This window comes from Streptomyces sp. NPDC085596 (assembly GCF_044541565.1).
Classification (GTDB): Bacteria; Actinomycetota; Actinomycetes; order Streptomycetales; family Streptomycetaceae; genus Streptomyces.
The window spans coordinates 163,056-184,651 of the sequence record NZ_JBITTC010000004.1; the positions used below are offsets into that span (position 1 = coordinate 163,056).

The following is a 21,596-nucleotide window of genomic DNA, read 5'->3' on the forward strand; positions in this document are numbered from 1 at the left end:
GACCGTGCAGGGCTGGTTCTACCTGGTGCTGTCGCTCATGACACTCCTGGTGCTCCTCGGCACCGTGGTCGGCGCCGCCCTGCTCAACCGCACGGCCCAGGCGACCGACACACTGCTGGAGGGCGTACAGCCCGCCCAGACCGAGGCGTACCGGCTCCAGTCCGCCATGGTCAACCAGGAGACCGGTATCCGGGGCTACGCCATCACCGCCGACAAGCGCTTCCTCGGCCCGTACACCGAGGGCAAGAAGAGCGAGGCGGAATCCGCCGCCCGGCTGCGCAGCCTGGTCCAGGACCGGCCCGAGCTGCGTGACGACCTGGCCGCCGTCGAGCGCCAGGCCGCCGAGTGGCGCCTCAACTATGCCGAGCCGCTCGTCACCTCCGTGACCCCCGGCGCTCCGAAAGCCGTCGACCAGCGCAAGGTGGAACGCGGCAAGGAGGACTTCGACAAGCTGCGCGCCAGTTGGGCCGACCAGAACGGCCACCTGGCCCGCGTGGTCAAGGACGGCCGCGCCCACATTGCCCAGGAACGGACGCTGCGCAACTCGGTGCTCGTCGCCATGGTCGCCGCGTTCCTGCTGACCGGTGTGGCCCTCGCCGTCTTCGTGCGGCTGCTCGTCACCCGGCCCCTGGAGCGGCTGCGCACCGCGTCCCGCCGGGTCGCGGGCGGCGACTTCGACCATGTCATCACCGGTGGCGGGCCGGCCGACCTGACCGCGGTGGCGGTGGACGTGGAGGGCATGCGCACACGGATCGTGGCCGAGCTGGAGGCATCCCGCGCCCACCAGCACATCCTGGCCACCCAGGCCGCCGACCTCGACGCCCAGGCGATCGAACTGCGCCGCTCCAACGTGGAGCTGGAACAGTTCGCCTACGTCGCCTCCCACGACCTCCAGGAGCCGCTGCGCAAGGTCGCCTCCTTCTGCCAGCTGCTGGAGAAGCGGTACTACGACAAGCTGGACGACCGCGGCCGGCAGTACATCGACTTCGCGGTGGACGGCGCCAAGCGCATGCAGGTGCTGATCAACGACCTGCTCACCTTCTCCCGCGTCGGCCGTCTCAACGACGACCGCGTGCCCGTCGGCCTGGACAAGGCGCTGGAGAAGGCGATGATGAACCTGGGTGCCGCCGTGGAGGACTCCGGCGCCCGCGTCGAACGGCCGCGGGAGATGCCCGACGTGGTGGGCGACCCGACCCTGTTCACCATGCTCTGGCAGAACCTGATCGGCAACGCCCTGAAGTTCCGCCACCCCGACCGCGCCCCGCAGGTCACCGTCACCTGTGAGGCCGACCCGGACGAGCCGGGCAGTCTGCGCGTGAGCGTCACGGACAACGGGATCGGCATCCCCGGCGAGTTCGCCGAGAAGGTCTTCGTCATCTTCCAGCGGCTGCACAGCCGGGACGCCTACGGTGGCACCGGAATCGGCCTGGCACTCTGCAAGAAGATCGTGGAACATCACGGCGGCAGGATCTGGCTGGACACCGAGTACACCGACGGCACCCGCTTCCGCTTCACCCTGCCCGTGGCCACCGCCCCGGACGAGCCCGGCATCCACTCCGAGGAAAAGGCCCTGACATGACGACTCCCGACGCCACCCCGATCGACGTCCTCCTGGTGGAGGACGACCCCGGTGACGAGCTGATGACCCGGGAGGCGTTCGAGGACAACAAGATCGGCAACACGCTGCACGTGGTCCGGGACGGCGAGGAGGCCCTGGACTTCCTCTACCGGCGCGGCGGCCACACCGGAGCGCCCCGGCCCGACCTGATCCTGCTGGACCTGAACCTGCCCAAGTACGACGGGCGCCAGGTCCTGGAGCGGATCAAGTCCGACCAGGACCTCGCGGACATCCCGGTGGTCGTCCTCACCACCTCGGCGGCCGAGGAGGACATCCTCCGCAGCTACAAGCTGCACGCCAACGCGTATGTCACCAAGCCGGTCGACCTGGACCAGTTCATCGCCGCCGTCCGCCAGATCGACGACTTCTTCGTCCAGGTGGTCCGCCTGCCCCGGCGGGGGTGAACCCGCGGTTCGCGCAAGCAGAACACCCCCCGACCGGCCCGGTCGGGGGGTGTTCTGTTCGCTGTCCTCAGCTCGCGGCCGGGCGGCGGCCGCCACGGCGGTCGGAACCGCCGGTGCCCGCCGTGCGCTCGCCCGGCGCCCTGCGGGCGGTGCCCCGCGCGGCCGCCTTGCCGGGAGCGGCGCCACCGGAGCTGCGGCGCCCAGAGGCGCCGCCGCCCTTGTTGCCTTCCGCGGCCGTACGACGGCCCGTGCCGCGCCCGCCGGACGCTGCGGAGCCACCGCTCGCCGCCGAGGCGCCCGGCTTGGACCGGCCCTCGGGCTTGCGGCCCTGCCCGCCCGTGGCCTCGCCGGTGGCACCGCCCGGACGGCGCCGGCGGCCGGACGACCGGCCACCGCCGTCCGACCCGGCACCGGACCTGCGGGCCGGACGCGACGCCTTCGGCGGCGTCGGCTCCGGGGCGGCGATGACGATGGCCACGCCGGAGGGCTCGCGGGCGCCGGTGATGGTGACCAGCTCCGGGGCGCTGGACGTGACGCGGGCCGTCTTCGGGCTGATGCCGGCGGCCGACATGAGCTGGTTGATCTCCCGCTTCTGCTCGGGCAGCACCAGCGTGACCACACTGCCGGAACCGCCCGCGCGGGCCGTACGGCCGCCGCGGTGGAGGTAGTCCTTGTGGTCGGTCGGCGGGTCGACGTTCACCACGAGGTCGAGATCGTCGATGTGTATACCGCGCGCCGCGACGTTCGTCGCCACGAGCGCGGTGATCTCGCCGGTCTTGAACTGCTCCAGGGCGCGGTTGCGCTGTGGCTGGGAGCGGCCGCCGTGCAGGGCGGCGGCGCGGACCCCGACCGACAGCAGCCGCTTGGCGAGCCGGTCGGCGGAGCGCTTGGTGTCCAGGAACAGGATGACCCGGCCGTCACGGGCCGCGATGCGGGTGGTGACGGCCTTCTTGTCGGTCTCGTCCTGAAGATGGAGCACATGGTGCTCCATCGTGGTGACCGCACCGGCGGACGGGTCCACCGAGTGCACCACGGGATCGGTCAGGAACCGCTGCACCAGACGGTCGATGTTCCGGTCCAGGGTGGCCGAGAACAGCATCCGCTGGCCGTCGGGGCGCACCTGCTGGATCAGCTTGGTGATCTGCGGCAGGAAGCCCATGTCCGTCATCTGGTCGGCCTCGTCCAGCACCGTGATGCGGACGTCGTGCAGCACGCAGTCCCCACGCTCCACCAGGTCGTTGAGGCGGCCGGGGCTCGCCACCAGCACCTCGGCGCCGCGCCGGAGCGTGGCGGCCTGCTTGGTGATCGACAGTCCGCCGACCACGGTGGCCATCCGAAGGTTGACCGCCGTCGCGTAGGGGGTCAGCGCGTCGGTCACCTGCTGGGCCAGCTCGCGGGTGGGCACCAGGATCAGGGAGAGGGGAGCCTTGGGCTCGGCGCGCAGTCCGGCCGTACGGGCCAGGAGGGCGAGGCCGAAGGCGAGGGTCTTGCCGGAGCCGGTGCGGCCGCGGCCCAGGAGATCACGGCCCGCCAGCGAGTTCGGCAGCGTGGCGGCCTGGATGGGGAAGGGGGTGGTCACCCCTTGCGCGGTGAGCGTCTTCAGCAGTGCCGCGGGCATGTCGAGGTCGGCGAACTCAGCGACGGCGGGCAGTGCGGGCGTCGTGCTCTCCGGCAGGCGGAATTCCTGGGGAGCCTGGGGAGACGACGAGGGCCGGGACGGCGACGAGCCGCGGTTCGGCTTCTGATACCTGCGGGGCATGCGGTTACTGCCTTCCTCAACACAGCACAAACCGGGGTCCGCACCATGACGGTGCGGACCCCGGTGAGCGGAATACGCGTTCAGCTATTAGGCGGGAACGATGTTCTCGGCCTGGGGGCCCTTCTGGCCCTGCGTCACGTCGAAGCTGACCCGCTGGCCCTCCTGGAGCTCACGGAAGCCCTGGGTGGCGATGTTCGAGTAGTGGGCGAAGACGTCCGGACCGCCACCGTCCTGCTCGATGAAGCCGAAACCCTTTTCGGAGTTGAACCACTTGACGGTTCCCTGTGCCATGACTTTCTCCTTCTGATGGCAGAGGCCCCATCCGGAAGATGCCGGAAAACAAAATGCGCCTAAAGAGAAAACATTTCCCGTCAGGCGCACATAAAGTTCATGGGTACCACAACTGCAACAAGAGAAAGAGTAGCACACATCCGGCTTGGCGGTCGGGGACGTCGTGCCGTCCCGGCGTGTCGGAGTCGATCACCTGACAGGGCATCGACGCCGGTCGGCGGGGGTGGAAGCATCACCGGTGCGACAAGCCTACGACCCCCGACGCTGTGGAGGACTCCATGACCGCCTACGCCGTAGCCCATCTCCGCGAGGCCGCGCCGCACCTGCAAATCGCGGAGTACATCGAGCGCGTCACCGCCACCTTCGAGCCGTACGGCGGCCGTTTCCTCGTCCACGGCGCGCAGCACGAGGTGAAGGAGGGCGGCTGGCCCGGCCATGTCGTGATCATCGGCTTTCCGGGAATCACCGAGGCGCGGGACTGGTGGGACTCGCCCGCCTATCAGGAGATCGCCCCGCTGCGCTCCCGGCACATCGCCGGCGACATCATCCTGGTCGACGGCGTCCCCGAGGGGTACGACCCGAGCGCCACCGCGAAGGCGCTGCGCGAGGCGCTGCCCGCCGAGTGAGCGCCCGTCCGACCGCGTTGTCAGTGCCGGTTGGTAGAACTTCTGCGTACGCCGTGGACCGCACACGTTCGCGCCCATCGCACGTCAGGAGCAGCCCGCATGACCATCGGTCACCACCTGGAGGAGCTGTACGGCCTCCCCGCGTTCGCCTTCCCCGGACCCGACGCGAAGGCCGAGCTGCCCGAGCCGGACGCCGTCGCCTGGCGGATCGCCGGGGACGTGTACGACGCGGAGGAGGAGTGGGAGGACGCCTTCGCCCGCTTCCTCGCCACCGTGGACACCACGCGGGTGCGGGCGCTGGTCGTCGGCGCCTGGACGGAGGCGTACGAGACGGACTCCTCCGCCGTCATGGCGGCGCTGCTCGCCGCCCGTGACCGGCTGCCCGCCCTGCGCGCGCTGTTCCTCGGCGACCTCGTCATGGAGGAGGCGGAACTCTCCTGGATCCAGCAGACCGATGTCACCGGACTGCTCGCCGGATTCCCGGAGTTGACCGAGTTCGGCGTGCGCGGGGGCACCGGGCTGAGGTTCCCCGCGCTCGGCCACACCGCGCTGCGCAAGCTGGTCGTGGAGACCGGCGGCCTGCCCGTGGAGGTGGTGCGCGGCATCGGCGGCAGCGACCTGCCCGCGCTGGAGCACCTCGAACTGTGGCTCGGCGACTCCTCGTACGGCGCCGACAGCGAGGCGTCCGACCTGGAGCCGATCCTCTCCGGCACCCGGCTGCCCGGCCTGCGTCATCTGGGGCTGCGCAACAGTGAGATACAGGACGAGATCGCGGCCGCCGTCGCCTCCGCGCCCGTCGTGGCCCGGCTGGAGACGCTCGACCTCTCCATGGGCACCCTGGGCGACGAGGGCGCCGCCGCGCTGCTCGCCGGTCAGCCGCTGACCCACCTCGGCTTCCTCGACCTGCACCACCACTACATCACCGAGCCCCTCCAGCAGCGCCTGCGGGAAGCCCTCGAACCGGCGGGCGTCCGGCTGAACCTGGACGCGGACGACGCCGACTCGTACGAGAACGAGGACGGCACCGTGGAGCGTTTCGTGGCCATCGGCGAGTGAGCGGCCGTCCATGAACCGGTGTTTCGCGGTGGTCGGCAACCCCGCCAACCGCAGGGTCACCCTGTTCGCGGAGGCGGTCCGGGCCGCCGGGCTGCCCGCGCCCCGCGTGGTGCCCTGGCTGGAGGTACTGCGCGCGGGCGGCGCCGACTTCGGCCCCGAAGAGATCGTCCGCGTCGACTCGCCCGGCGAGGACGCCGAGGTCGACCTGCTCCTGCGCGGCGTCCCCGACCCGACCCGCGTGGAGGGCACCGCCCGCTGGTACGAGCGCTTCACGGCGGCCCTGCGCACCCTGCGCGGCGGCATCCGGCTGGACGGCGCCGACGACGTGGCGGTCATGTTCGACAAACGGCGCTGCCACGCGGCCCTCGCCGGGGCGGACGTACCGGTGCCTGAGTCGCCCACCTCCGGTGCGGCGGGCGCCCCGGTGCGCGGCTGGGACGACGTGCGCGCGCTGATGCGCGAGCACCGGATGCCCCGGCTGTTCGTCAAGCCGGCGCACGGCTCGTCGGCTTCCGGCGTGCTCGCCGTCGACTCGGCCGGGGGCGGCCGGATCAGGGCCACGACCTCCGTCGAACTCGACCCCGAGGGGCGGCTGTTCAACTCCCTCAAGGTGCGCAGCTACCAGCGGGAGCGGGACATCGCCGCCATCGTGGACGCGCTCGCACCGGACGGCCTGCACTTGGAGCGGTGGGTGCCCAAGGCGTCCCAGGACGGCCGCGCCGCCGACCTCAGGGTGGTCGTGGTGGACGGCCGCGCCACCCACGCCGTGGTCCGCACCAGCGCCGGACCGCTCACCAATCTCCACCTCGGCGGCCGCCGGGGCGACCTCGCCGGGGCCCGGCAGGCCGCCGAGGCGGCGGGGCTGCGCTGGTCCGAGGTGCTCGGGATCTGCGAGCGGGCCGCGGCCTGCTTCCCGGACACCCTCTGCGTCGGCGTCGACCTGCTGCCCGCCGTCGGCTGGCGCCGCGCCTTCGTCGGCGAGGTCAACGCCTTCGGTGATCTGCTGCCCCGGCTCACCGGCCTGCCCGGCAGCGGCGCCGAGGGCCTCGACACCTACGCGGCGCAGGTCGCCGCCGCCCTGCGCCGGGTCCCGCTCACCGGGCGGCCCGGCCCGCATCACCCGCACAGAACAGGAACCACCCATGCCAGCGCCTGACCCGGCCACCGCCCGCCTGCCCGAAGTGGCCCCAGGCGTCCCGGACATGAACCGAATCGTCGGCAGCCACGACATCCTGCTGCTCACGCTCGACACGCTCCGTTTCGACGTGGCCGCCGAACTCGCCGAAGCAGGCCGCATCCCGAACCTCGCCCGCCATCTCCCCGGTGGCCGCTGGGAGAAGCGGCACGCGCCCGGCAGCTTCACCTACGCCTCCCACCAGGCCATGTTCGCGGGCTTCCTGCCCACCCCGGCCGTGCCCGGCCGCCATCCGCGCCTGTTCGCGGCCTCCTTCGCGGGCAGCGAGACCACGGCGGACGGCACCTTCGTCTACGACACCCCCGACCTCGTCTCCGGCCTCGCCAAGGCCGGGTACCGCACGGCGTGCGTCGGGGGCGTGGGCTTCTTCAACAAGCAGGGCGCGCTGGGCTCGGTGCTGCCCGGACTCTTCGAGGAGTCGCACTGGGAGCCGGAGTTCGGGGTCACCTCCCCGACCTCCTTCGAGTCCCAGGTGACCCGCGCCGAGGAGATCGCCGGCCGGACGGCCCCGGAACAGCCGCTGTTCCTCTTCGTCAACGTCTCCGCCCTGCACCAGCCCAACTGGTTCCATCTGCCCGGCGCGAGCAAGGAGGACGGCGACTCCCGCGCCACCCACGCCGCCGCGCTGGAGTACGTGGACCGGCACATCGGCCGCCTCTTCACCGTCATGAGCAGCCGGCGCCCCTGCCTCGCCATCGTCTGCTCCGACCACGGCACGGCCTACGGCGACGACGGCTGGACCGGCCACCGCATCGGCCACGAGTCGGTGTGGACCGTGCCCTACGCCCACTTCCCGCTCGACTTCCCGCTCGACCAGGGGGCCACCCGATGACCCCGGCCGCCGTGGCCGTCCCGGCCCCGTACCAGAGCTATGTGTACGCCTACCCGCACAAGACCGCGTACGGGGAGCTGAAGGACCGGCCGCTGCTGGAGGAGCTCTGGGCGAGGGAGCCCAAGGACGCGCTCTCCCTCTATCTGCACATCCCGTTCTGCGAAATCCGCTGCGGGTTCTGCAACCTGTTCACCCGCATCGGCGCCCCGGACGGCCTCACCGGCGCCTATCTCGACGCGCTGGAGCGGCAGGCGGGCGCCGTACGGGAGGCGCTGGGGGAGCGGGACCAGGTCCGGTTCGCCACCGCCGCCTTCGGGGGCGGCACCCCGACCTTCCTCACGGCCGCCGAGCTGACCCGGCTCTGCGACATCGCCGAGCACCGGATGGGCGCCGACCTGCGCGCCGTCCCGCTCTCCGTGGAGGCGTCCCCGGCCACGGCCACCGCCGACCGGCTCGCCGTCCTCGCAGAGCGCGGCGCCACCCGGCTCAGCCTCGGCGTGCAGAGCTTCGACGACACCGAGGCGCGGGCCGCCGTACGCCCGCAGCGCCGCGCCGATGTGGAGGCGGCGCTCGGCCGGGTCCGGGACGCGGGGATACCGGTGCTCAACATCGACCTGATCTACGGCATCGACGGCCAGACCGAGCACAGCTGGCTGCGCTCGCTGGACGCCGCCCTGGCCTGGCGGCCCGAGGAGCTGTACCTCTACCCGCTCTACATACGCCCGCTCACCGGCCTCGGACGGCGTGCCGACGCGGCCGACCCGGAGTGGGACGAGCAGCGGCTCCGGCTGTACCGCGCCGGACGCGACCATCTCCTCGCGCACGGCTACGAGCAGCGGTCCATGCGCATGTTCCGCCGCTCCGACGCCCCGGCCGAGGGCGCGGACGACTACGCCTGCCAGACCGACGGCATGATCGGACTGGGCTGCGGGGCCCGCTCCTACACCTCCGGACTGCACTACTCCTTCGACTACGCCGTCGGCATGCACGAGATCCGCGCGATCATCGACGACTACACCGCCCGCCCCGCCGCCGACTTCGCGCACGCCGAGTACGGGCGCCCGATGACCGGCGACGAGGCGCGCCGCCGCCATCTGCTCCAGTCGCTGCTCCAGGCCGACGGGCTCGCGGTCGGTGACTACCGTGCCCGGTTCGGCGGCCGCACCCCGGGCGAGGACTTCCCGGCCGAACTGCAGCGGTTCGCGGACCTGGGCTGGCTGGAGTCCGGCGCGGACCCGGTGCTGCGCCTGACCCCGGAGGGGCTGGCCCACTCCGACGCCCTCGGCCCCGAACTGTTCTCCCCGGCCGTGCGGGCCGCGATGGCCGCCTATGAGCGCAAGTGAGCCGCCCGTCATGGACCTGACCCTGCTGTACCGGGGCCCGCTGGCCTCCTGCGACTACGACTGTCCCTACTGCCCCTTCGCCAAGCGCCGGGACAGCCGGGAGCAGCTGCGGGCCGACCGGGCGAGCCTGGAGCGGTTCGCCGACTGGGCCGCCGCCCGCACCGAGGACCGGCTCTCGGTGCTGTTCACGCCCTGGGGAGAGGGCCTGGTGCGTTCCTGGTACCGGCGCGCCCTGACCGACCTCTCCCACCGGCCGCACATCCGCCGGGTCGCCATCCAGACCAACCTGAGCTGCCGCACCGACTGGCTGGCCGACGCCGACCGCGACACCCTGGCGCTGTGGTGCACGTACCACCCCGGTCAGACCCCCTACGACCGCTTCCTCGGCAAGTGTCACGAGCTGGACCGGCTCGGCATCCGGTACAGCGTCGGCATCGTCGGGCTGCCCGGGCATCTGGAGGCGGCCCGCCGGCTGCGGGCCGAGCTGCCGGCGCGGGTGTACCTGTGGGTGAACGCGGCCGAGGGGCACACCTACGACGACGCGGAGGCCGAGGTGTGGACCGCGCTGGACCCGCTGTTCCCGTACAGCCGGCACCCGCACGCCAGCGCCGGGCTGCCGTGTCGTACCGGTGAGTCCGTGATCTCGGTGGACGGCGACGGCACGGTCCGCCGCTGCCACTTCGTCCGCGCGGAACTCGGCAACCTCTACGACGGCTCCTACCGTGCCGCGCTCCGGCCCCGCCCCTGCCCCCTGACCAGCTGCGACTGCCATATCGGCTATGTCCATCTGGAGACGCTGCCCCTGTACGACGTGTTCGCGGGCGGGGTGCTGGAACGGATTCCGGCCGCCGTCGAATGAACCGGGGCCAAAGGGGCAGCCGGTGCAGGTAAGACCGGTGCCCCGGACACCGCCGCGAGCGGGTCCGCGTACCGGGAACCAGGGGGAGACGGGAGGAGTACGAATCCATGGCTCTCGACGGTAAGAGCGTCCTCGTCCTCACGACGAACTACGGGACGGAACAAGACGAACTTCAGAAGCCGGTGGCGGCCCTGCGCGAGGCGGGCGCCCACGTCGTGGTCGCGGCACAGAAACCGGAGGTCATCGCCACCCTCGTCTCCGACAAGGACCCCGGCGACAAGGTCGAGCCGGACACCACGCTCGCCGAGGCGACCTCCGACGGCTACGACGCGGTGATCATCCCCGGCGGCACCCTCAACGCCGACCAGCTCCGCACCGACCAGGACGCGCAGCGCCTGGTCACCGCGTTCGCGCGGGAGGGCAAGCCGGTGGCGGCGATCTGCCACGGCCCCTGGCTGCTGGTGAACAGCGAACTCACCGAGGGCCGCGACATGACCTCCTACCCGTCGCTGCTGGACGACCTGGTGAACGCGGGCGCCACCTGGACGGACCAGGAGGTCGTGGTCGACACCGAGGGCGGCCATCCGCTGATCACCTCACGCAACCCCGGTGATCTCGACGCCTTCTCGTCCGCGATCATCCGCAGTCTGGAGGGCTGAGCCCCAAGGAGCGGGGCGGTCAGCGGTTCCCGACCGCGGCCGCCCCGCTTCCGCGGGTCAGGGACCGCTGCAAGAGTGCCATCGCGTCCGCGAAGGAGCGGCGGATACCCAGCGCGGCCCGCGCCGCGTTGGCGCCGGGGGCGCCGTGCACCCCGCCGCCGGGGTGTGCGGAGGCGGAGGCGAGATACAGCCCGCGGACCGGGGTCTCGGGGCGGCCCGTGCCGGGGATCGGGCGGAAGATCGCCTGCTGGTGCAGGGCGGTCGTGCCGCCGTTGAGGGCGCCCTCGCTCAGATTGGAGTCGGCGGACTGGAGGGTGGGCGGCGCCAGTACGCGCCGGCTCAGCACCCGTGCGCGGAAGCCGGGCGCGAACTGCTCGACGCGCTGCTCCATCCGGTCCACCATGATCTCGCGCTGGGTGGCGTCCCAGGAGCCGTCGAGCCCGGCGTCCCCGGCGTCACCGCGCACCACGCGGGGCAGATGGGTGTAGGCCCAGGCGGACTCGGTGCCCGCGGGCGACCGGGTCGGGTCGGCGGTCGTCATCTGCCCCACCAGCAGGAACGGCCGGTCCGGGACGAGCCCCATGGCGATCTGCGCGGCGAACCGGGTGAGGTCGTCCACGCTGTCCGCCAGATGCACGGTGCCCGCGCCGGCCGCCGCGCCGGCCTTCCACGGGATGGTGGAGTCCAGCGCCCAGTCGATCTTGAAGGTGGCGAAGTCCCACTGGAAGCGCCGCATGTCGTCGAGCACCTGCGAGGGCAGATGCTCGGGCGCGACGAGCCGGCCGTAGAGGGCGGGCGCGGACACGTCCGCGAGCACGGCGCGCCGGGCCGGGACCGTGTCGCCGCCCGCCGTGCGCACCGCGACGGCTCTGCCGCGCTCCACGACGATCTCCGTCACCGGCTCCCCGCAGCGGATCACCCCGCCCCGGCGCCGAAGGCGGCTGACCAGGGCGTCGGTGAGGGAGACCGCGCCGCCGACCGGCACGGGAAAGCCGTACTGCTGGCCGAGCATCGACATGAGCCAGCCGAAGCCGCCGCCGATCGCCGACTCCGGGCCCAGGTCCGCGTGCAGGGCGTTGCCCGCGAGCAGCAGCCTGGCGCCCTCACCGTCGAACTCCTCCTCGCCGAGGCGGCGCACCGGCAGCAGCATGGCGCGGGCGAGCCGCAGGGCACCGCCGCCGCGCAGCTTCATCCCGAGCCCGGCGAGCGCCCGGACCGGCGGCATCGTGGTGAACAGCGCCTGGAGGAGGTCGTGGCCGGCCCGGTCCCAGGTCGCGCACTGGGCGCGCCAGGACCGGCCGTCCCCGGCGCAGAGCTCGTCCAGACCCTCGGCGGTGACGTCCATGTCGCGGTCGATCACCGCGCAGCGGCCGTCGGCCAGGGGGTTGGCCAGCACCTGCGGGGCGTGCGACCAGCGCAGTCCCTCGTCCTCCAGCCGGAGTCCGCCGATGACCGGTGAGGCGGCGGCCAGGGGGTAGAAGGAGCTGAAGACGTCGTTGACGAAGTCCGGGTGGACCTCGCGGTCGCTGAACACGGCGCCGCCGGGCCGCTCCTGAGCCTCCAGCACCTCCACGCTCCAGCCCTGGTCGGCGAGGAGGTTGGCCGCGACGAGGCCGTTCGGCCCCGCCCCGATGACCACTGCGTCACTCACGGCCCGCCTCCTCGGCGCTGGACGGCTTCGACGCGGAACCCTGCCGGGCCCCGTCGCGGGACTTCCGAGGTGTCTCCCGCTCGACCAGCCGGGCCAAGCGGCCCAGCATGCCCCGGTGCCGGAGCTGGATCACGGCGTCGAGCGCGACGTTGTGCAGCTTGTCGCCGAGCCCGCGCAGCGGGTGCTCGTCCACGACGACGAGGGACTCGCCGCCCCAGTCGCGTACGTCGATGGCGATGCGCGCGTTGCCGAAGGGTGCCTTGGCCTCCAGCTCCAGATACCTCGGCGGCTCGTAGCGGCGTACCACGGTGTAGCCCTCGATGCGCCGCGGGCCGACCTTCAGCGTGTAGGCGAGCGACGAACCCAGCTCGGGCCAGCGGCCCTCGCGGGGAGCGGTCTCGTGCGTTCCCACGACCCAGTCCGCGTAGCAGGAAGGCTGCTCGAGAACCTTCCACACGGCGGCCGGCGGACGCCGGATGAGCTGGTACCGGATGGCCACGGTTTCCTCCTTCGCGCAAACACCCGCCGCGGACCGGTGCCGCCCGCGCGCTGCCGCACGAGTAACCCGGTGACCACGGATCACGCGTCCGCGCGCCGAACGGATGCGGGGGGCGGCTGCCACACCTCGGGTCCGCCCGGGGAAAAGGCGGCATAAAAAACACGTAAAGATTGCCGGATTCAGGCAATGAAAAGGGCGAAAGCCTGTGTGAACATTCCGTCAAGCCGGAGATCAGCGGCTGACGGGAGGGGGACGGCGCGTATGGCCTGGTTTCTTGGAATCGGCATCACGGGGGTCGTGCTGCTCGTCCTGTCGCTGGTCTTCGACGGGCTGCTGGACGGCCTGTTCGACGGCGCGCTGGGGGGCGCGCTGGACGGGTGGCTGTCGCTGCCGGTCATCGCCGGGTTCCTGTCGATGACCGGCTTCGGCGGGGTCATCGCCCACGAGGGGCTGGGCATCGCTCCGGCGGGGGCCACCGCGATCGGCGCGGTGGCGGGCGTGGGCACCGCCTGGCTGACCTACCGCCTCAGCCGGATGCTGCTGCGCGACCAGACGGACGCCACGCCCACCGGGAACGACCTGATCGGCACCTCGGGCAACGTGGTGACGGCCATCCCGGCCGCCGGCTTCGGCGAGGTCCTCGTCCGGCTGGGCGGCCAGACCGTCAAGTTCGCCGCGCGCAGCTCCGTGCCGGTGGCGCGCGGAACCGAGGTGTGGGTGGAAGCGGTGCCGTCGCCGACCTCCGTCGTGGTGCGTCCGGTGGAGCGCTGAACCGGGCAGCCCGGTCCGGCCGTTCACCTCAACGAAGCTCAACCGCCCCTCGAGGGGCGGTTCTTTCCCACCCCTGCCGGGGTGTCATCTGGCCGGGGTGTCATCTGTCTGCGTCTTATGTCTGGGGGCATAGATATGAGTCCTGTCGTCATCGCCGTGGCCGGAGTCGTCGTACTCCTCGTCCTGCTGGCGCTCACCGTGGTCAGCCGTTACAAGGTGGCCGGGCCGAGCCAGGCGTTCATCGTCACCGGCCGCCGGGGCAAGAAGTCCACCGATCCGGAGACCGGGCGCGTCTTCACCGACAACAGCGGCCAGAAGGTCGTCGTCGGCGGCGGCGTGTTCGTCGTGCCGTTCGTGCAGCAGCGGTTCACCCTCGACCTGTCCTCGCGGCACATCCCGGTCGCGGTGCGCGGGGCCGTCACCCTGCGCGGGGTGAAGGCCAACCTGGACGGTGTCGCCATCGTCAAGGTCGGCGGCACCGAGGACTCCATCCGCGCCGCCGCCCAGCGCTTCCTGATGCAGCAGGACGGCATCGTCGGCTTCACCCAGGAAGTGCTCTCCGGCGCGCTGCGCGCCATCGTCGGCCGGATGTCCGTGGAGGACGTCATCCGCGACCGCGCCGCCTTCGCCGGGCAGGTCGCCGAGGAGGCCGAGGCCAGCCTGTCCGGGCAGGGCCTGGTGCTGGACGCCTTCCAGATCCAGGACATCACCACCGAGGGCTCCTACCTGGAGGACCTCGGCCGCCCCGAGGCCGCCCGCGCCAAGCAGGAGGCCGACATCGCCGAGGCGGTGGCCCGGCGGGCCGCCGAGCAGGCCCGGCTCAAGGCCGAGGAGGAGATCGCCGTCGCGCAGCGGACCTTCGCGCTGAAGCAGGCGGAGATCAAGGCGGAGACCGACGAGGCCGCCGCCCGCGCGGCCGCCGCGGGCCCGCTCGCCGAGGCCGCCCGCCAGCAGGAGATCCTCGTCGAGCAGGAGCGGGTCGCCGAGCGCCAGGCCGCCCTGACGGACCGTCAGCTCGACACCCAGGTCCGCAAGCCCGCCGACGCCAAGCGCTACGCCGCCGAGCAGGAGGCGGAGTCACGCCGGGTCGCCCGCGTCAAGCAGGCCGAGGCGGAGCGGCTGGCGGCCATCGCGGCGGCCGAGGCCGAGGCGGAGCGGGCGCGGCTCACCGGTGAGGGCGAGAAGCAGCGCCGTGGTGCGCTGGCCGAGGCCGACGCCATCGAGGGTCTCAAGCAGGGCGAGGCCGAGCGGTCCCGCCGTGCGGCGGCGGCCGAGGCGGTCCGGCTTGAGGGTGACGCGGAGGCCGCGGCGATCACCGCCAAGGGCGCGGCCGAGGCCGAGGCCATGCGCAAGAAGGCGGACGCGTACGACCAGTACGGCGACGCCGCCGTCCTCCAGATGCTTGTCTCGGTGCTGCCGGAGGTCGTCGCCAAGGCGTCCGAGCCGCTCAGCGCCATCGACAAGATGACGGTCATCTCCACCGACGGCGCCGGCCGGATTCCCCGCGCGGTCGCCGACAACGTGGCCCAGGGCCTGGAACTGCTCGGCTCCACCACCGGCGTCGACCTGACCCGGCTCCTCAAGGACGTCACCGGGCGCGCCGCAGCGAGCGTCACCCCTGTGGAGGGCCCCGTCCAGGGCAACGGCAAGGTCGAGATCACGGGCTGAGTGTCCGGAACGACAGGGGGCCCGTCCCGGCGGCGGGCCCCCTTCGCCGTGCTCACAGCTCCCGCGCGGGCCACCCCAGCAGCCGGGCCCCGATGACGGCCGTCTGTAACGTGTACCGGTGCACCGGATCGGCCGGATTGTTCCCGGTCAGCTGGTGGATGCGCTCCAGCCGGTACGTCAGCGCGCGCACGCTCAGCGCCAGCCGGCGCGCCGCCTCGGCGGCCCGGCACCCCGACTCGAAGTACGCCTCCAGCGTCCGCAGCAGCGGCTCCGCGCCCCCGCGGGCCTCCCGCAGCGGCCCCAGCGCGCTGAGCACCAGGTCCGCCATCGCCTGCCGGTCCCGCAGCAGCACCGGGTACACCAGCAGGTCGGCCGCCCGCACCACCGGTTCCGCGAGATCCAGCCGCTCCGCCAGCTCCAGCGTGCTCAGCGCCTCCTCGTACGACTGCACCACGCCGCCCGGGCCCTGCCGGGGGCGGCCGATGGCCACCCGGCCGCAGTCCGGGGTGACCCGCACCTGCTCGGCGAAGCAGGCCAGCACCTCCTCCTGGTCGCCGGGGGCGATGCAGATCAGCTTGCCGTTCTTCGTGGTCAGCAGGATGCGCCGCTCACTGAACCGGGTGATCAGCGCGGACTCCACCTGCCGGGTCACCGGGGCGGTGTCGACGTACGCCTCCGGACCCTCCGCCACCGCGACGGCGTGCGCGTGGGACAGGACGAGACCGAACCGCTCGGCCCGCTCGGCCAGCCGCCCCAGATCGCTGCGGCCGTACAGCAGGTCGTCGATGAACTCCCGCCGCGCCGCCTCCTCCTGCCGTACGGCGAGCCGCTGCGCCCGCTCGTACCCCTCGGCGAAGGCGTCCACCGCCTGCTCGACGGCGGCCAGCACGCCGCCCACCGACCCCGCCGGGGTGCCGTTCGGCCAGGCCGTCCGGGTGGCCAGCAGATGCGCGCGCACCAGGGCCCGCAGACTGTGCCCCGCCTCGGCGGCCCGCTCCCCGAGCGCGCGCCGCTCACCCAGTTCCGTACGGGTGGGGCGCCGCCCGGTGCGGGAGACCTCGGCCAGCATCCGCGCGTACCCGCCCAGATACTCGGCCATGTCCAGCTCCGCCACCGCGCCCTCCCGCTCTCCCCGCCACATCTGTTGATGTGCCCCTGACGTGATCCGTCCGGTGGAGCGTATCCGCCGCCACCGACAACGCACGCCGGGCGATGGGGAGCCGCGCGCGGGGAGGGGTACCCGGCCGTGCACGACGAGACGAGAAGGGAGACCCGTCATGGCCCAGCACGTGCGCGACATCATGACCAGTGAACTCGTGACCGTGGAGCCGCAGGCGTCGGTGGCGTCCGTGGCCCGGCTGATGCGCGACGAGGACGTGGGCACCGTCCTGGTGACCGAGGACGGACGGCTGCGGTGCCTGGTGAGCGACCGCGACCTGGTGGTACGCGCCTTCGCCGAGGGCGTGGACCCCGACGAGACCACCGTCGTCCAGGCGGCCTCGGACGACCTGGTCACCATCGGCCCGGACGAAAGCATCGACCACGCCGTGGAGTTGATGCGCGACCACGCCGTCCGCCGGCTCCCCGTGGTCGAAGGGGACCAGGCCGTCGGCATCATCGCGCTCGGGGACGTGGCCATCGAACGGGACGAGACCTCGGCCCTGGGCGACATCAGCGCGGCCGGGCCGAACAGGTAGGAGGGCTCAGTGGGCGGCCGCGCCGAACTCGGCGTGCTGGGTACGCAGCGCGACCGCCGAATCCTCCGCGGGCGGCCTGCCGAACCGCAGCCGGCGCGCCTCCTGCCGGGCCTCGCGCATCAGCTCACGGAACTCGTCCTCCGTGAGCCGGCGCCGAGCACGCGGCAGGTCCGCCTCGCCGGGTGCCTCGCTGTCCACGTCGTCCGGCATCTCCCGGCCCCCCTCACACCTGCGACGGATCTATCGGCCACGGGGTCTTACGGCCTGCCCGCTCCGCCGCCTCACAGCGACGGCACGCCCGCACGACCAGACCCACGAGACCGGCCACGGTGAGCAGCCACACGGCCGCGATCGCCCAGGCCAGATACGACTGCCGCAGCACGATGTCGAGGCCGAGCAGCGTCAGGGTCACCAGCGCGCCCAAGGCCACCCACAGTGCGAGCGCCCGGCGCCGCGCCCGGTGGACCCAGGTCACCGACCGGCTCGAGACGCGCATGGTGCTCAGCCGCTGGGCGAACACCTCGTCCTCGCTCAAGCTCTCCTCTATCTCGGCCAGTCTGCGCGATTCCTGCGGGGTAAGGCCGGCTGCGCCCACCGTGAACACTTCCTCTTGGCTGCTGGTACGACTGCCTGCGGGTATCCGTCTGTTTTGTCCTCAAACGCGAAACGTTCAATTGCTTGGCGGCTCGGCTTTGGGCCGACCCGCACGCGCGGCGACGGGCCGGCCCCGCATGTCCGCCGGACTCAGGGGTACCCGCGACGGACCGCTCGCCGCGATCCGCGCGCGGGCGGTGACCCCGGCCGACGAAGGAGGAGCCATGACGGAGCAGCACCACGACCCGGACACCCGGCGTGTCCCCAGGGATCTGCCCGACCAGCAGGCGAGCCATGGCGAGGACCGCTGGGACGCCCGTACGCGGGACGACGCCCGCGAGGTGCCCGACATGGACGAGGCGGGCGCGGGCCCGCGCGGGGCACCGGAGTCCGCCGGGGTGCGCCCGGACCAGCCCGTGCCCGACGAGCCCTCCGGCTGAGGCGAGCGGCGCGGTGTCCGGCGAGGCCGGCACCGGCCGCGGCCGCCATGCCGTCACCCGCATCTCGGGATGCGTCGGCTCGAAGGCGTCCAAGTGCCGCTCCAGGCAAGGCTTTTCCCGGCAGTACGCGGCTTGCGGCCAGGCATCGCCGGTGGCGCCGACGAGCACGGCCCGCCACGCGCCGGGTAAGCACCGGGGCGCCGGGTACCCGGCGGGGAGCGAGACGCAGCATCTACATCCCTGGAGGAGACATGCGCGCTCTCACCTGGCAGGGCAGGAAAGACGTACGGGTCGAGACAGTCCCCGACCCGCAGTTGCAGGACCCCACCGACGTGATCGTGCGCGTGACGTCGAGCGGACTGTGCGGATCGGACCTGCATCTGTACGAAGTCCTCGGCGCCTTCCTCGACCCCGGAGACATCCTCGGCCACGAGCCCATGGGCATCGTGGAGGAGACCGGTTCCGAGGTGTCCGCCCTCGCCCCCGGAGACCGGGTGGTGGTGCCCTTCAACATCTCCTGCGGCGAGTGCTTCATGTGCGGTCAGGGCCTGCACTCCCAGTGCGAGACCACCCAGGTGCGCGACCGGGGCAAGGGCGCCTCCCTCTTCGGCTACACCAAGCTGTACGGCCAGGTCCCCGGCGGGCAGGCCCAGTACCTCCGGGTGCCCTTCGGTGACCGGCTCCCCGTCAAGATCCCCGACGGGCCGCCCGACCAGCGCTTCCTGTACCTCTCCGACGTACTGCCCACCGCCTGGCAGGCCGTCGAGTACGCCGACGTACCGCCCGGCGGCACCCTGGTGGTCCTCGGCCTCGGCCCGATCGGCGCGATGGCCTGCCGCATCGCCCGGCACCGGGGCGTCGAGAACATCATCGGCGTCGACCTCGTCCCCGAACGTCTCCAGCGCGCCAGGGAAGACGGCATCACCGTCTACGACCTCGAGCAGTACGGCGACCGCCTGGCCGACGCGATCCGCGACGCCACCGACGGCCGTGGCGCCGATGCCGTCATCGACGCCGTCGGCATGGAGGCGCACGGCGCGCCCGTGGCCAAGGCCGCCCAGTGGGCCACCGGACTGCTCCCCGACGCCCTCGCCCAGCGCATCATGGAGAAGGTGGGCGTCGACCGGCTCGGCGCGCTGCACCTGGCCATCGACATCGTCCGCCGGGGCGGCACCATCTCGCTCTCCGGCGTGTACGGCGGCATGACCGACCCGATGCCGATGCTGACCCTGTTCGACAAGCAGATCCAGCTGCGCATGGGACAGGCGAACGTCCACCGCTGGGTCGACGACATCCTCCCGCTGCTCACCGACGAGGACCCGCTGGGCGTGGACACCTTCGCCACCCACATCCTCCCGCTGGAGCAGGCCGCCCAGGCGTACGAGACGTTCCAGACGAAGAGCGACGGAATGATCAAGGCGGTCCTCGAACCGTGGTGAGCCCCATCCCGTGGTGAGCCGTGTCCGACCGCGCCTCAACCCGGCCGCCGCCCGGCCGGGTTGAGGCGCGTCGCCGTCACCGCTCGCGCACGAGGCGCAGGACGACGACCACGAGGTCCACGGCGGCGAACAGCGCGAGGACCCCGCAGATGACGGCCAGCACCGTGAGCTGGGTGGGGTCCGGTACGTCCCGCTCCGTCACCGTGCCCGCCCACAGGGCGAAGAGCGCCGTACCGAGCAGGAAGACGAGCAGCCCGATCACTCCGAGCACGAGCCGCAGCCTCAGCGCGCTGCGGGCGGTGACCGGTTCGGTCCCCGTGTGCTCCCGGCGGCGGCCGGTCGTCCCCGGACGCGAGCGCGGCACGTGTGCCGTGTCGTCCTGAGTGTGTCGTCGGCTCATGCCCCTCATCCCCGTCCCACGTCGTAGGAAGGTGCGGCCCGCCGCACGACGGACGGCCGGGCTGCCCGGTGCCGCCTCCGCGTACCCGCGCGCACAGCCGGGCAATCACCCCCGCGCGCCCGGCGGGAGGCGGTGTGCGGGAACGGGGCCGGGGTACTCGGGCGGAGTACCCGGCGGGCCGACGACCGGCCCGCCCATCCACTCAACTCACCCAGCGGGAGAGGCGATGTCCACCGCACAAACGCTGATCGCCATTCTGGTTCTCATCGCGGTCATCCTGATCCTGATCGCCGCGGGAGTGTGGCTCGTGACGCGCCGCCGCCGGCGCCACCTCCAGGAGAAGTTCGGGCCCGAGTACGACCGGGCCGTGCAGTCCGGCGAGAGCAGGCGGGAGGCGGAGCGCGAACTCCAGGCCCGCGAGAAGCGGCACCGCGACCTCGACCTCAAGGAGCTTTCCCCCCAGGAGCGGGACCGGTACGCCACCGAGTGGAGCGGCACCCAGGAGCGGTTCGTCGACCACCCGGCGCAGAGCGTCGACGACGCCGACCGCCTGGTCACCCAGCTCATGCGGGACCGCGGCTACCCCACCGAGGGGTACGAGCAGCAGCTGCGGGACCTGTCCGTCGAGCACGCCCAGACCCTGGAGCACTACCGCGACGCCCACGACGTGAACCTCCGCAACGAGAACGGCGAGGCGACCACCGAAGAGCTGCGCGGCGCCATGGTGCGCTACCGCACCCTCTTCGACGACCTGCTGGGCAGCGGCCGGCCCCCGCACCACGAGAGCACCGGGCACGACGCGGCCTGACCCGGCGCGCATTCCATCACGGCACGAGCGGAAACGAGGTTGTCATGTCAGATCGGCACACCAACAGCGGCCCCGGCGAGGGCGAGTTGACCACGGAGGACCTGGCCCGCCCCGGCCGGGACAGCCGTCCCGACGCCCGCTCCGGCCCCCTGTCCGACGCGCCCGGGACGCGGTCCGGCGCGCCGTCCGACACCGGCCACGACGCCCCGCCCGACACCCGCTCCGGCCCGCTGACCGGCGCGCGCACCGACGACCGGAGGTCCGACACGCCCCCTCCGGCCTACCCCGGCGAGGCGTCGGCCGTATCGGAGGACCCGCGGGACTCGCGGGACTCGCGGGGCGCCAGGGACGAGCGGACCGGCAGGGACGAGCGGACCGCCACGGACGAGCGGACCGGCACCCCTGAGCCGTCCGGCCGTGACCAGCCGCGGGGCGAGCGTCAGCCGCGCTCGGTGGACGAGGGTGCCGACCCCCTGATCGCCCACCAGGAGGCGGACAACTACCGCGAGCGCTGGGCGAAGATCCAGGGCACCTTCGTCGACGACCCCAAGGACGCGGTCCGTTCGGCGGACGCGCTGGTCGCCGACGTGATCCAGTCGCTGGCCGCGACCTTCGCCGACCACAAGAAGGACCTCGAGGGCCAGTGGAGCCGGGGCGAGCAGGTCGAGACCGAGGGGCTGCGCGTGGCGCTCCAGCAGTACCGCACCTTCTTCAACCAGCTCCTGGACGCCTGAGCACCGCTCACGCCAGACGCGGTGGCGGCCCGGACCGAAGAGGTCCGGGCCGCTCGGCGTCGTACGGCGGTCACGGCAGCGGTGTGCCGCCGGTCGCGTTGAGGATCTCCGCGGTGATGAAGCTCGCGTGCGGTGAGGTCAGGAAGACGTAGGCGGGCGCCATTTCGGCCGGCTGGGCCGGGCGGCCGAGCGGGGACTGCTTGCCGAACTCGACCGTGTCCGGCATCGTCGCCGGGGTGGAGGGGATTCTCGG

The 21,596-nt window shown here is 72.6% G+C and carries 24 protein-coding genes and 1 pseudogene; 16 read left to right on the forward strand and 9 right to left on the reverse strand.

The features are described 5' to 3' along the window. The first annotated feature begins 37 nt into the window (after positions 1–37). Together ACIGA3_RS13895 and ACIGA3_RS13900 are read left to right on the forward strand one after the other, a co-directional pair. Positions 38–1,579 (forward strand): CHASE3 domain-containing protein, encoded by a 1,542-nt coding sequence (locus ACIGA3_RS13895; RefSeq protein ID WP_399715382.1) that lies wholly within the window; start codon positions 38–40, stop codon positions 1,577–1,579. Then, complete coding sequence (locus ACIGA3_RS13900; RefSeq protein ID WP_399714403.1) at positions 1,576–2,022, forward strand: response regulator; 447 nt, start codon at positions 1,576–1,578, stop codon at positions 2,020–2,022. The genes ACIGA3_RS13895 and ACIGA3_RS13900 overlap by 4 nt, the downstream gene beginning before the upstream one ends. A 67-nt stretch (positions 2,023–2,089) precedes the next feature. On the opposite strand, the gene ACIGA3_RS13905 is transcribed toward ACIGA3_RS13900, so the two are convergent. Continuing rightward, positions 2,090–3,781, reverse strand: coding sequence for a DEAD/DEAH box helicase (locus ACIGA3_RS13905; protein WP_399714405.1), 1,692 nt, complete (start codon positions 3,779–3,781; stop codon positions 2,090–2,092). An 87-nt stretch (positions 3,782–3,868) separates the two neighbouring features. Then, on the reverse strand, positions 3,869–4,072 hold the full coding sequence (locus tag ACIGA3_RS13910; protein ID WP_007502648.1) for a cold-shock protein: 204 nt from the start codon (positions 4,070–4,072) through the stop codon (positions 3,869–3,871). Between the two features lie 278 nt (positions 4,073–4,350). Between ACIGA3_RS13910 and ACIGA3_RS13915 the strand changes: the two genes are divergently transcribed. The 7 genes from ACIGA3_RS13915 to ACIGA3_RS13945 all read left to right on the forward strand — a co-directional run bounded on the left by ACIGA3_RS13915 (position 4,351) and on the right by ACIGA3_RS13945 (position 10,642). Next, a complete protein-coding gene (locus ACIGA3_RS13915) occupies positions 4,351–4,698 on the forward strand; it encodes a DUF1330 domain-containing protein (RefSeq protein WP_399714408.1) in 348 nt (115 codons plus the stop codon). Between the two features lie 99 nt (positions 4,699–4,797). Then, a complete protein-coding gene (locus ACIGA3_RS13920) occupies positions 4,798–5,754 on the forward strand; it encodes an STM4015 family protein (RefSeq protein WP_399714411.1) in 957 nt (318 codons plus the stop codon). A 10-nt stretch (positions 5,755–5,764) separates the two neighbouring features. After that, on the forward strand, positions 5,765–6,910 hold the full coding sequence (locus ACIGA3_RS13925; protein ID WP_399714414.1) for an STM4014 family protein: 1,146 nt from the start codon (positions 5,765–5,767) through the stop codon (positions 6,908–6,910). Positions 6,911–6,956: 46 nt separating this feature from the next. Next, positions 6,957–7,781, forward strand: a complete 825-nt coding sequence (locus ACIGA3_RS13930) for an STM4013/SEN3800 family hydrolase (protein WP_399715385.1) — start codon at positions 6,957–6,959, stop codon at positions 7,779–7,781. Further along, positions 7,778–9,124 carry an STM4012 family radical SAM protein gene (locus tag ACIGA3_RS13935; protein ID WP_399714416.1) on the forward strand — a complete coding sequence of 449 codons (1,347 nt, stop codon included), beginning with the start codon at positions 7,778–7,780 and terminating at the stop codon, positions 9,122–9,124. The genes ACIGA3_RS13930 and ACIGA3_RS13935 overlap by 4 nt, the downstream gene beginning before the upstream one ends. Before the next feature lie 10 nt (positions 9,125–9,134). Beyond that, the gene (locus tag ACIGA3_RS13940) at positions 9,135–9,983 is read left to right on the forward strand and encodes an STM4011 family radical SAM protein (RefSeq protein ID WP_399714418.1); all 849 of its coding nucleotides are present in this window, start codon (positions 9,135–9,137) and stop codon (positions 9,981–9,983) included. Between the two features lie 107 nt (positions 9,984–10,090). After that, positions 10,091–10,642 (forward strand): type 1 glutamine amidotransferase domain-containing protein, encoded by a 552-nt coding sequence (locus tag ACIGA3_RS13945; protein WP_399714420.1) that lies wholly within the window; start codon positions 10,091–10,093, stop codon positions 10,640–10,642. 19 nt (positions 10,643–10,661) lie between these two features. Here ACIGA3_RS13945 and ACIGA3_RS13950 read toward each other — a convergent pair whose 3' ends face one another. Further along, entirely contained in the window at positions 10,662–12,293 is a 1,632-nt protein-coding gene (locus ACIGA3_RS13950; protein WP_399714423.1) for a phytoene desaturase family protein, read from the reverse strand. Then, positions 12,286–12,792, reverse strand: coding sequence for an SRPBCC family protein (locus ACIGA3_RS13955; protein ID WP_399714425.1), 507 nt, complete (start codon positions 12,790–12,792; stop codon positions 12,286–12,288). The genes ACIGA3_RS13950 and ACIGA3_RS13955 overlap by 8 nt, the downstream gene beginning before the upstream one ends. Positions 12,793–13,053: 261 nt before the next feature. On the opposite strand from ACIGA3_RS13955, the gene ACIGA3_RS13960 reads away from it, so the two are divergent. Together ACIGA3_RS13960 and ACIGA3_RS13965 are read left to right on the forward strand one after the other, a co-directional pair. Then, positions 13,054–13,563, forward strand: coding sequence for an NfeD family protein (locus ACIGA3_RS13960; protein WP_399714427.1), 510 nt, complete (start codon positions 13,054–13,056; stop codon positions 13,561–13,563). Between the two features lie 135 nt (positions 13,564–13,698). Beyond that, positions 13,699–15,231, forward strand: a complete 1,533-nt coding sequence (locus tag ACIGA3_RS13965; protein ID WP_399714429.1) for an SPFH domain-containing protein — start codon at positions 13,699–13,701, stop codon at positions 15,229–15,231. Between the two features lie 52 nt (positions 15,232–15,283). Here the strand turns inward: ACIGA3_RS13965 and ACIGA3_RS13970 are convergent, their stop codons facing one another. Continuing rightward, positions 15,284–16,330 carry a PucR family transcriptional regulator gene (locus ACIGA3_RS13970; protein ID WP_399715388.1) on the reverse strand — a complete coding sequence of 349 codons (1,047 nt, stop codon included), beginning with the start codon at positions 16,328–16,330 and terminating at the stop codon, positions 15,284–15,286. Positions 16,331–16,508: 178 nt separating this feature from the next. Between ACIGA3_RS13970 and ACIGA3_RS13975 the strand changes: the two genes are divergently transcribed. Next, positions 16,509–16,928, forward strand: coding sequence for a CBS domain-containing protein (locus ACIGA3_RS13975; RefSeq protein WP_399714431.1), 420 nt, complete (start codon positions 16,509–16,511; stop codon positions 16,926–16,928). A gap of 6 nt (positions 16,929–16,934) precedes the next feature. Here ACIGA3_RS13975 and ACIGA3_RS13980 read toward each other — a convergent pair whose 3' ends face one another. Together ACIGA3_RS13980 and ACIGA3_RS13985 are read right to left on the reverse strand one after the other, a co-directional pair. Further along, a complete protein-coding gene (locus ACIGA3_RS13980; protein WP_399714433.1) occupies positions 16,935–17,138 on the reverse strand; it encodes a hypothetical protein in 204 nt (67 codons plus the stop codon). 13 nt (positions 17,139–17,151) lie between these two features. Next, positions 17,152–17,532, reverse strand: coding sequence for a DUF3040 domain-containing protein (locus ACIGA3_RS13985; protein ID WP_399714435.1), 381 nt, complete (start codon positions 17,530–17,532; stop codon positions 17,152–17,154). 214 nt (positions 17,533–17,746) lie between these two features. Here ACIGA3_RS13985 and ACIGA3_RS13990 point away from each other — a divergent pair, with 214 nt between their 5' ends. Continuing rightward, on the forward strand, positions 17,747–17,962 hold the full coding sequence (locus tag ACIGA3_RS13990) for a hypothetical protein (RefSeq protein ID WP_399714438.1): 216 nt from the start codon (positions 17,747–17,749) through the stop codon (positions 17,960–17,962). Positions 17,963–18,213: 251 nt separating this feature from the next. Further along, positions 18,214–19,401: a zinc-dependent alcohol dehydrogenase gene (locus ACIGA3_RS13995; RefSeq protein ID WP_399714441.1), complete on the forward strand. Its 1,188-nt coding sequence runs from the start codon at positions 18,214–18,216 to the stop codon at positions 19,399–19,401. A gap of 76 nt (positions 19,402–19,477) precedes the next feature. On the opposite strand, the gene ACIGA3_RS14000 is transcribed toward ACIGA3_RS13995, so the two are convergent. Then, a complete protein-coding gene (locus tag ACIGA3_RS14000; protein WP_399714443.1) occupies positions 19,478–19,801 on the reverse strand; it encodes a DUF6343 family protein in 324 nt (107 codons plus the stop codon). Between the two features lie 226 nt (positions 19,802–20,027). On the opposite strand from ACIGA3_RS14000, the gene ACIGA3_RS14005 reads away from it, so the two are divergent. Together ACIGA3_RS14005 and ACIGA3_RS14010 are read left to right on the forward strand one after the other, a co-directional pair. Next, positions 20,028–20,609, forward strand: coding sequence for a hypothetical protein (locus ACIGA3_RS14005; protein WP_399714446.1), 582 nt, complete (start codon positions 20,028–20,030; stop codon positions 20,607–20,609). Between the two features lie 44 nt (positions 20,610–20,653). Continuing rightward, the gene (locus tag ACIGA3_RS14010) at positions 20,654–21,343 is read left to right on the forward strand and encodes a hypothetical protein (RefSeq protein ID WP_399714449.1); all 690 of its coding nucleotides are present in this window, start codon (positions 20,654–20,656) and stop codon (positions 21,341–21,343) included. A gap of 70 nt (positions 21,344–21,413) precedes the next feature. Here the strand turns inward: ACIGA3_RS14010 and ACIGA3_RS14015 are convergent. Further along, a pseudogene (locus tag ACIGA3_RS14015) lies at positions 21,414–21,587 on the reverse strand (SDR family oxidoreductase); the annotation flags it as partial. Positions 21,588–21,596 lie beyond the last annotated feature (9 nt).

What these genes read in the sequence shown, in the direction of transcription:
- ACIGA3_RS13895 (WP_399715382.1), top strand. Translation starts at nt 38, where the DNA reads ATGACACTCCTGGTGCTCCTCGGCACCGTGGTCGGCGCCGCCCTGCTC.
- ACIGA3_RS13900 (WP_399714403.1), top strand. Translation starts at nt 1,576, where the DNA reads ATGACGACTCCCGACGCCACCCCGATCGACGTCCTCCTGGTGGAGGAC.
- ACIGA3_RS13905 (WP_399714405.1), bottom strand. Translation starts at nt 3,781, where the DNA reads ATGCCCCGCAGGTATCAGAAGCCGAACCGCGGCTCGTCGCCGTCCCGG.
- ACIGA3_RS13910 (WP_007502648.1), bottom strand. Translation starts at nt 4,072, where the DNA reads ATGGCACAGGGAACCGTCAAGTGGTTCAACTCCGAAAAGGGTTTCGGC.
- ACIGA3_RS13915 (WP_399714408.1), top strand. Translation starts at nt 4,351, where the DNA reads ATGACCGCCTACGCCGTAGCCCATCTCCGCGAGGCCGCGCCGCACCTG.
- ACIGA3_RS13920 (WP_399714411.1), top strand. Translation starts at nt 4,798, where the DNA reads ATGACCATCGGTCACCACCTGGAGGAGCTGTACGGCCTCCCCGCGTTC.
- ACIGA3_RS13925 (WP_399714414.1), top strand. Translation starts at nt 5,765, where the DNA reads ATGAACCGGTGTTTCGCGGTGGTCGGCAACCCCGCCAACCGCAGGGTC.
- ACIGA3_RS13930 (WP_399715385.1), top strand. Translation starts at nt 6,957, where the DNA reads ATGAACCGAATCGTCGGCAGCCACGACATCCTGCTGCTCACGCTCGAC.
- ACIGA3_RS13935 (WP_399714416.1), top strand. Translation starts at nt 7,778, where the DNA reads ATGACCCCGGCCGCCGTGGCCGTCCCGGCCCCGTACCAGAGCTATGTG.
- ACIGA3_RS13940 (WP_399714418.1), top strand. Translation starts at nt 9,135, where the DNA reads ATGGACCTGACCCTGCTGTACCGGGGCCCGCTGGCCTCCTGCGACTAC.
- ACIGA3_RS13945 (WP_399714420.1), top strand. Translation starts at nt 10,091, where the DNA reads ATGGCTCTCGACGGTAAGAGCGTCCTCGTCCTCACGACGAACTACGGG.
- ACIGA3_RS13960 (WP_399714427.1), top strand. Translation starts at nt 13,054, where the DNA reads ATGGCCTGGTTTCTTGGAATCGGCATCACGGGGGTCGTGCTGCTCGTC.
- ACIGA3_RS13965 (WP_399714429.1), top strand. Translation starts at nt 13,699, where the DNA reads ATGAGTCCTGTCGTCATCGCCGTGGCCGGAGTCGTCGTACTCCTCGTC.
- ACIGA3_RS13970 (WP_399715388.1), bottom strand. Translation starts at nt 16,330, where the DNA reads ATGGCCGAGTATCTGGGCGGGTACGCGCGGATGCTGGCCGAGGTCTCC.
- ACIGA3_RS13975 (WP_399714431.1), top strand. Translation starts at nt 16,509, where the DNA reads ATGGCCCAGCACGTGCGCGACATCATGACCAGTGAACTCGTGACCGTG.
- ACIGA3_RS13980 (WP_399714433.1), bottom strand. Translation starts at nt 17,138, where the DNA reads ATGCCGGACGACGTGGACAGCGAGGCACCCGGCGAGGCGGACCTGCCG.
- ACIGA3_RS13990 (WP_399714438.1), top strand. Translation starts at nt 17,747, where the DNA reads ATGACGGAGCAGCACCACGACCCGGACACCCGGCGTGTCCCCAGGGAT.
- ACIGA3_RS13995 (WP_399714441.1), top strand. Translation starts at nt 18,214, where the DNA reads ATGCGCGCTCTCACCTGGCAGGGCAGGAAAGACGTACGGGTCGAGACA.
- ACIGA3_RS14000 (WP_399714443.1), bottom strand. Translation starts at nt 19,801, where the DNA reads ATGAGCCGACGACACACTCAGGACGACACGGCACACGTGCCGCGCTCG.
- ACIGA3_RS14005 (WP_399714446.1), top strand. Translation starts at nt 20,028, where the DNA reads ATGTCCACCGCACAAACGCTGATCGCCATTCTGGTTCTCATCGCGGTC.
- ACIGA3_RS14010 (WP_399714449.1), top strand. Translation starts at nt 20,654, where the DNA reads ATGTCAGATCGGCACACCAACAGCGGCCCCGGCGAGGGCGAGTTGACC.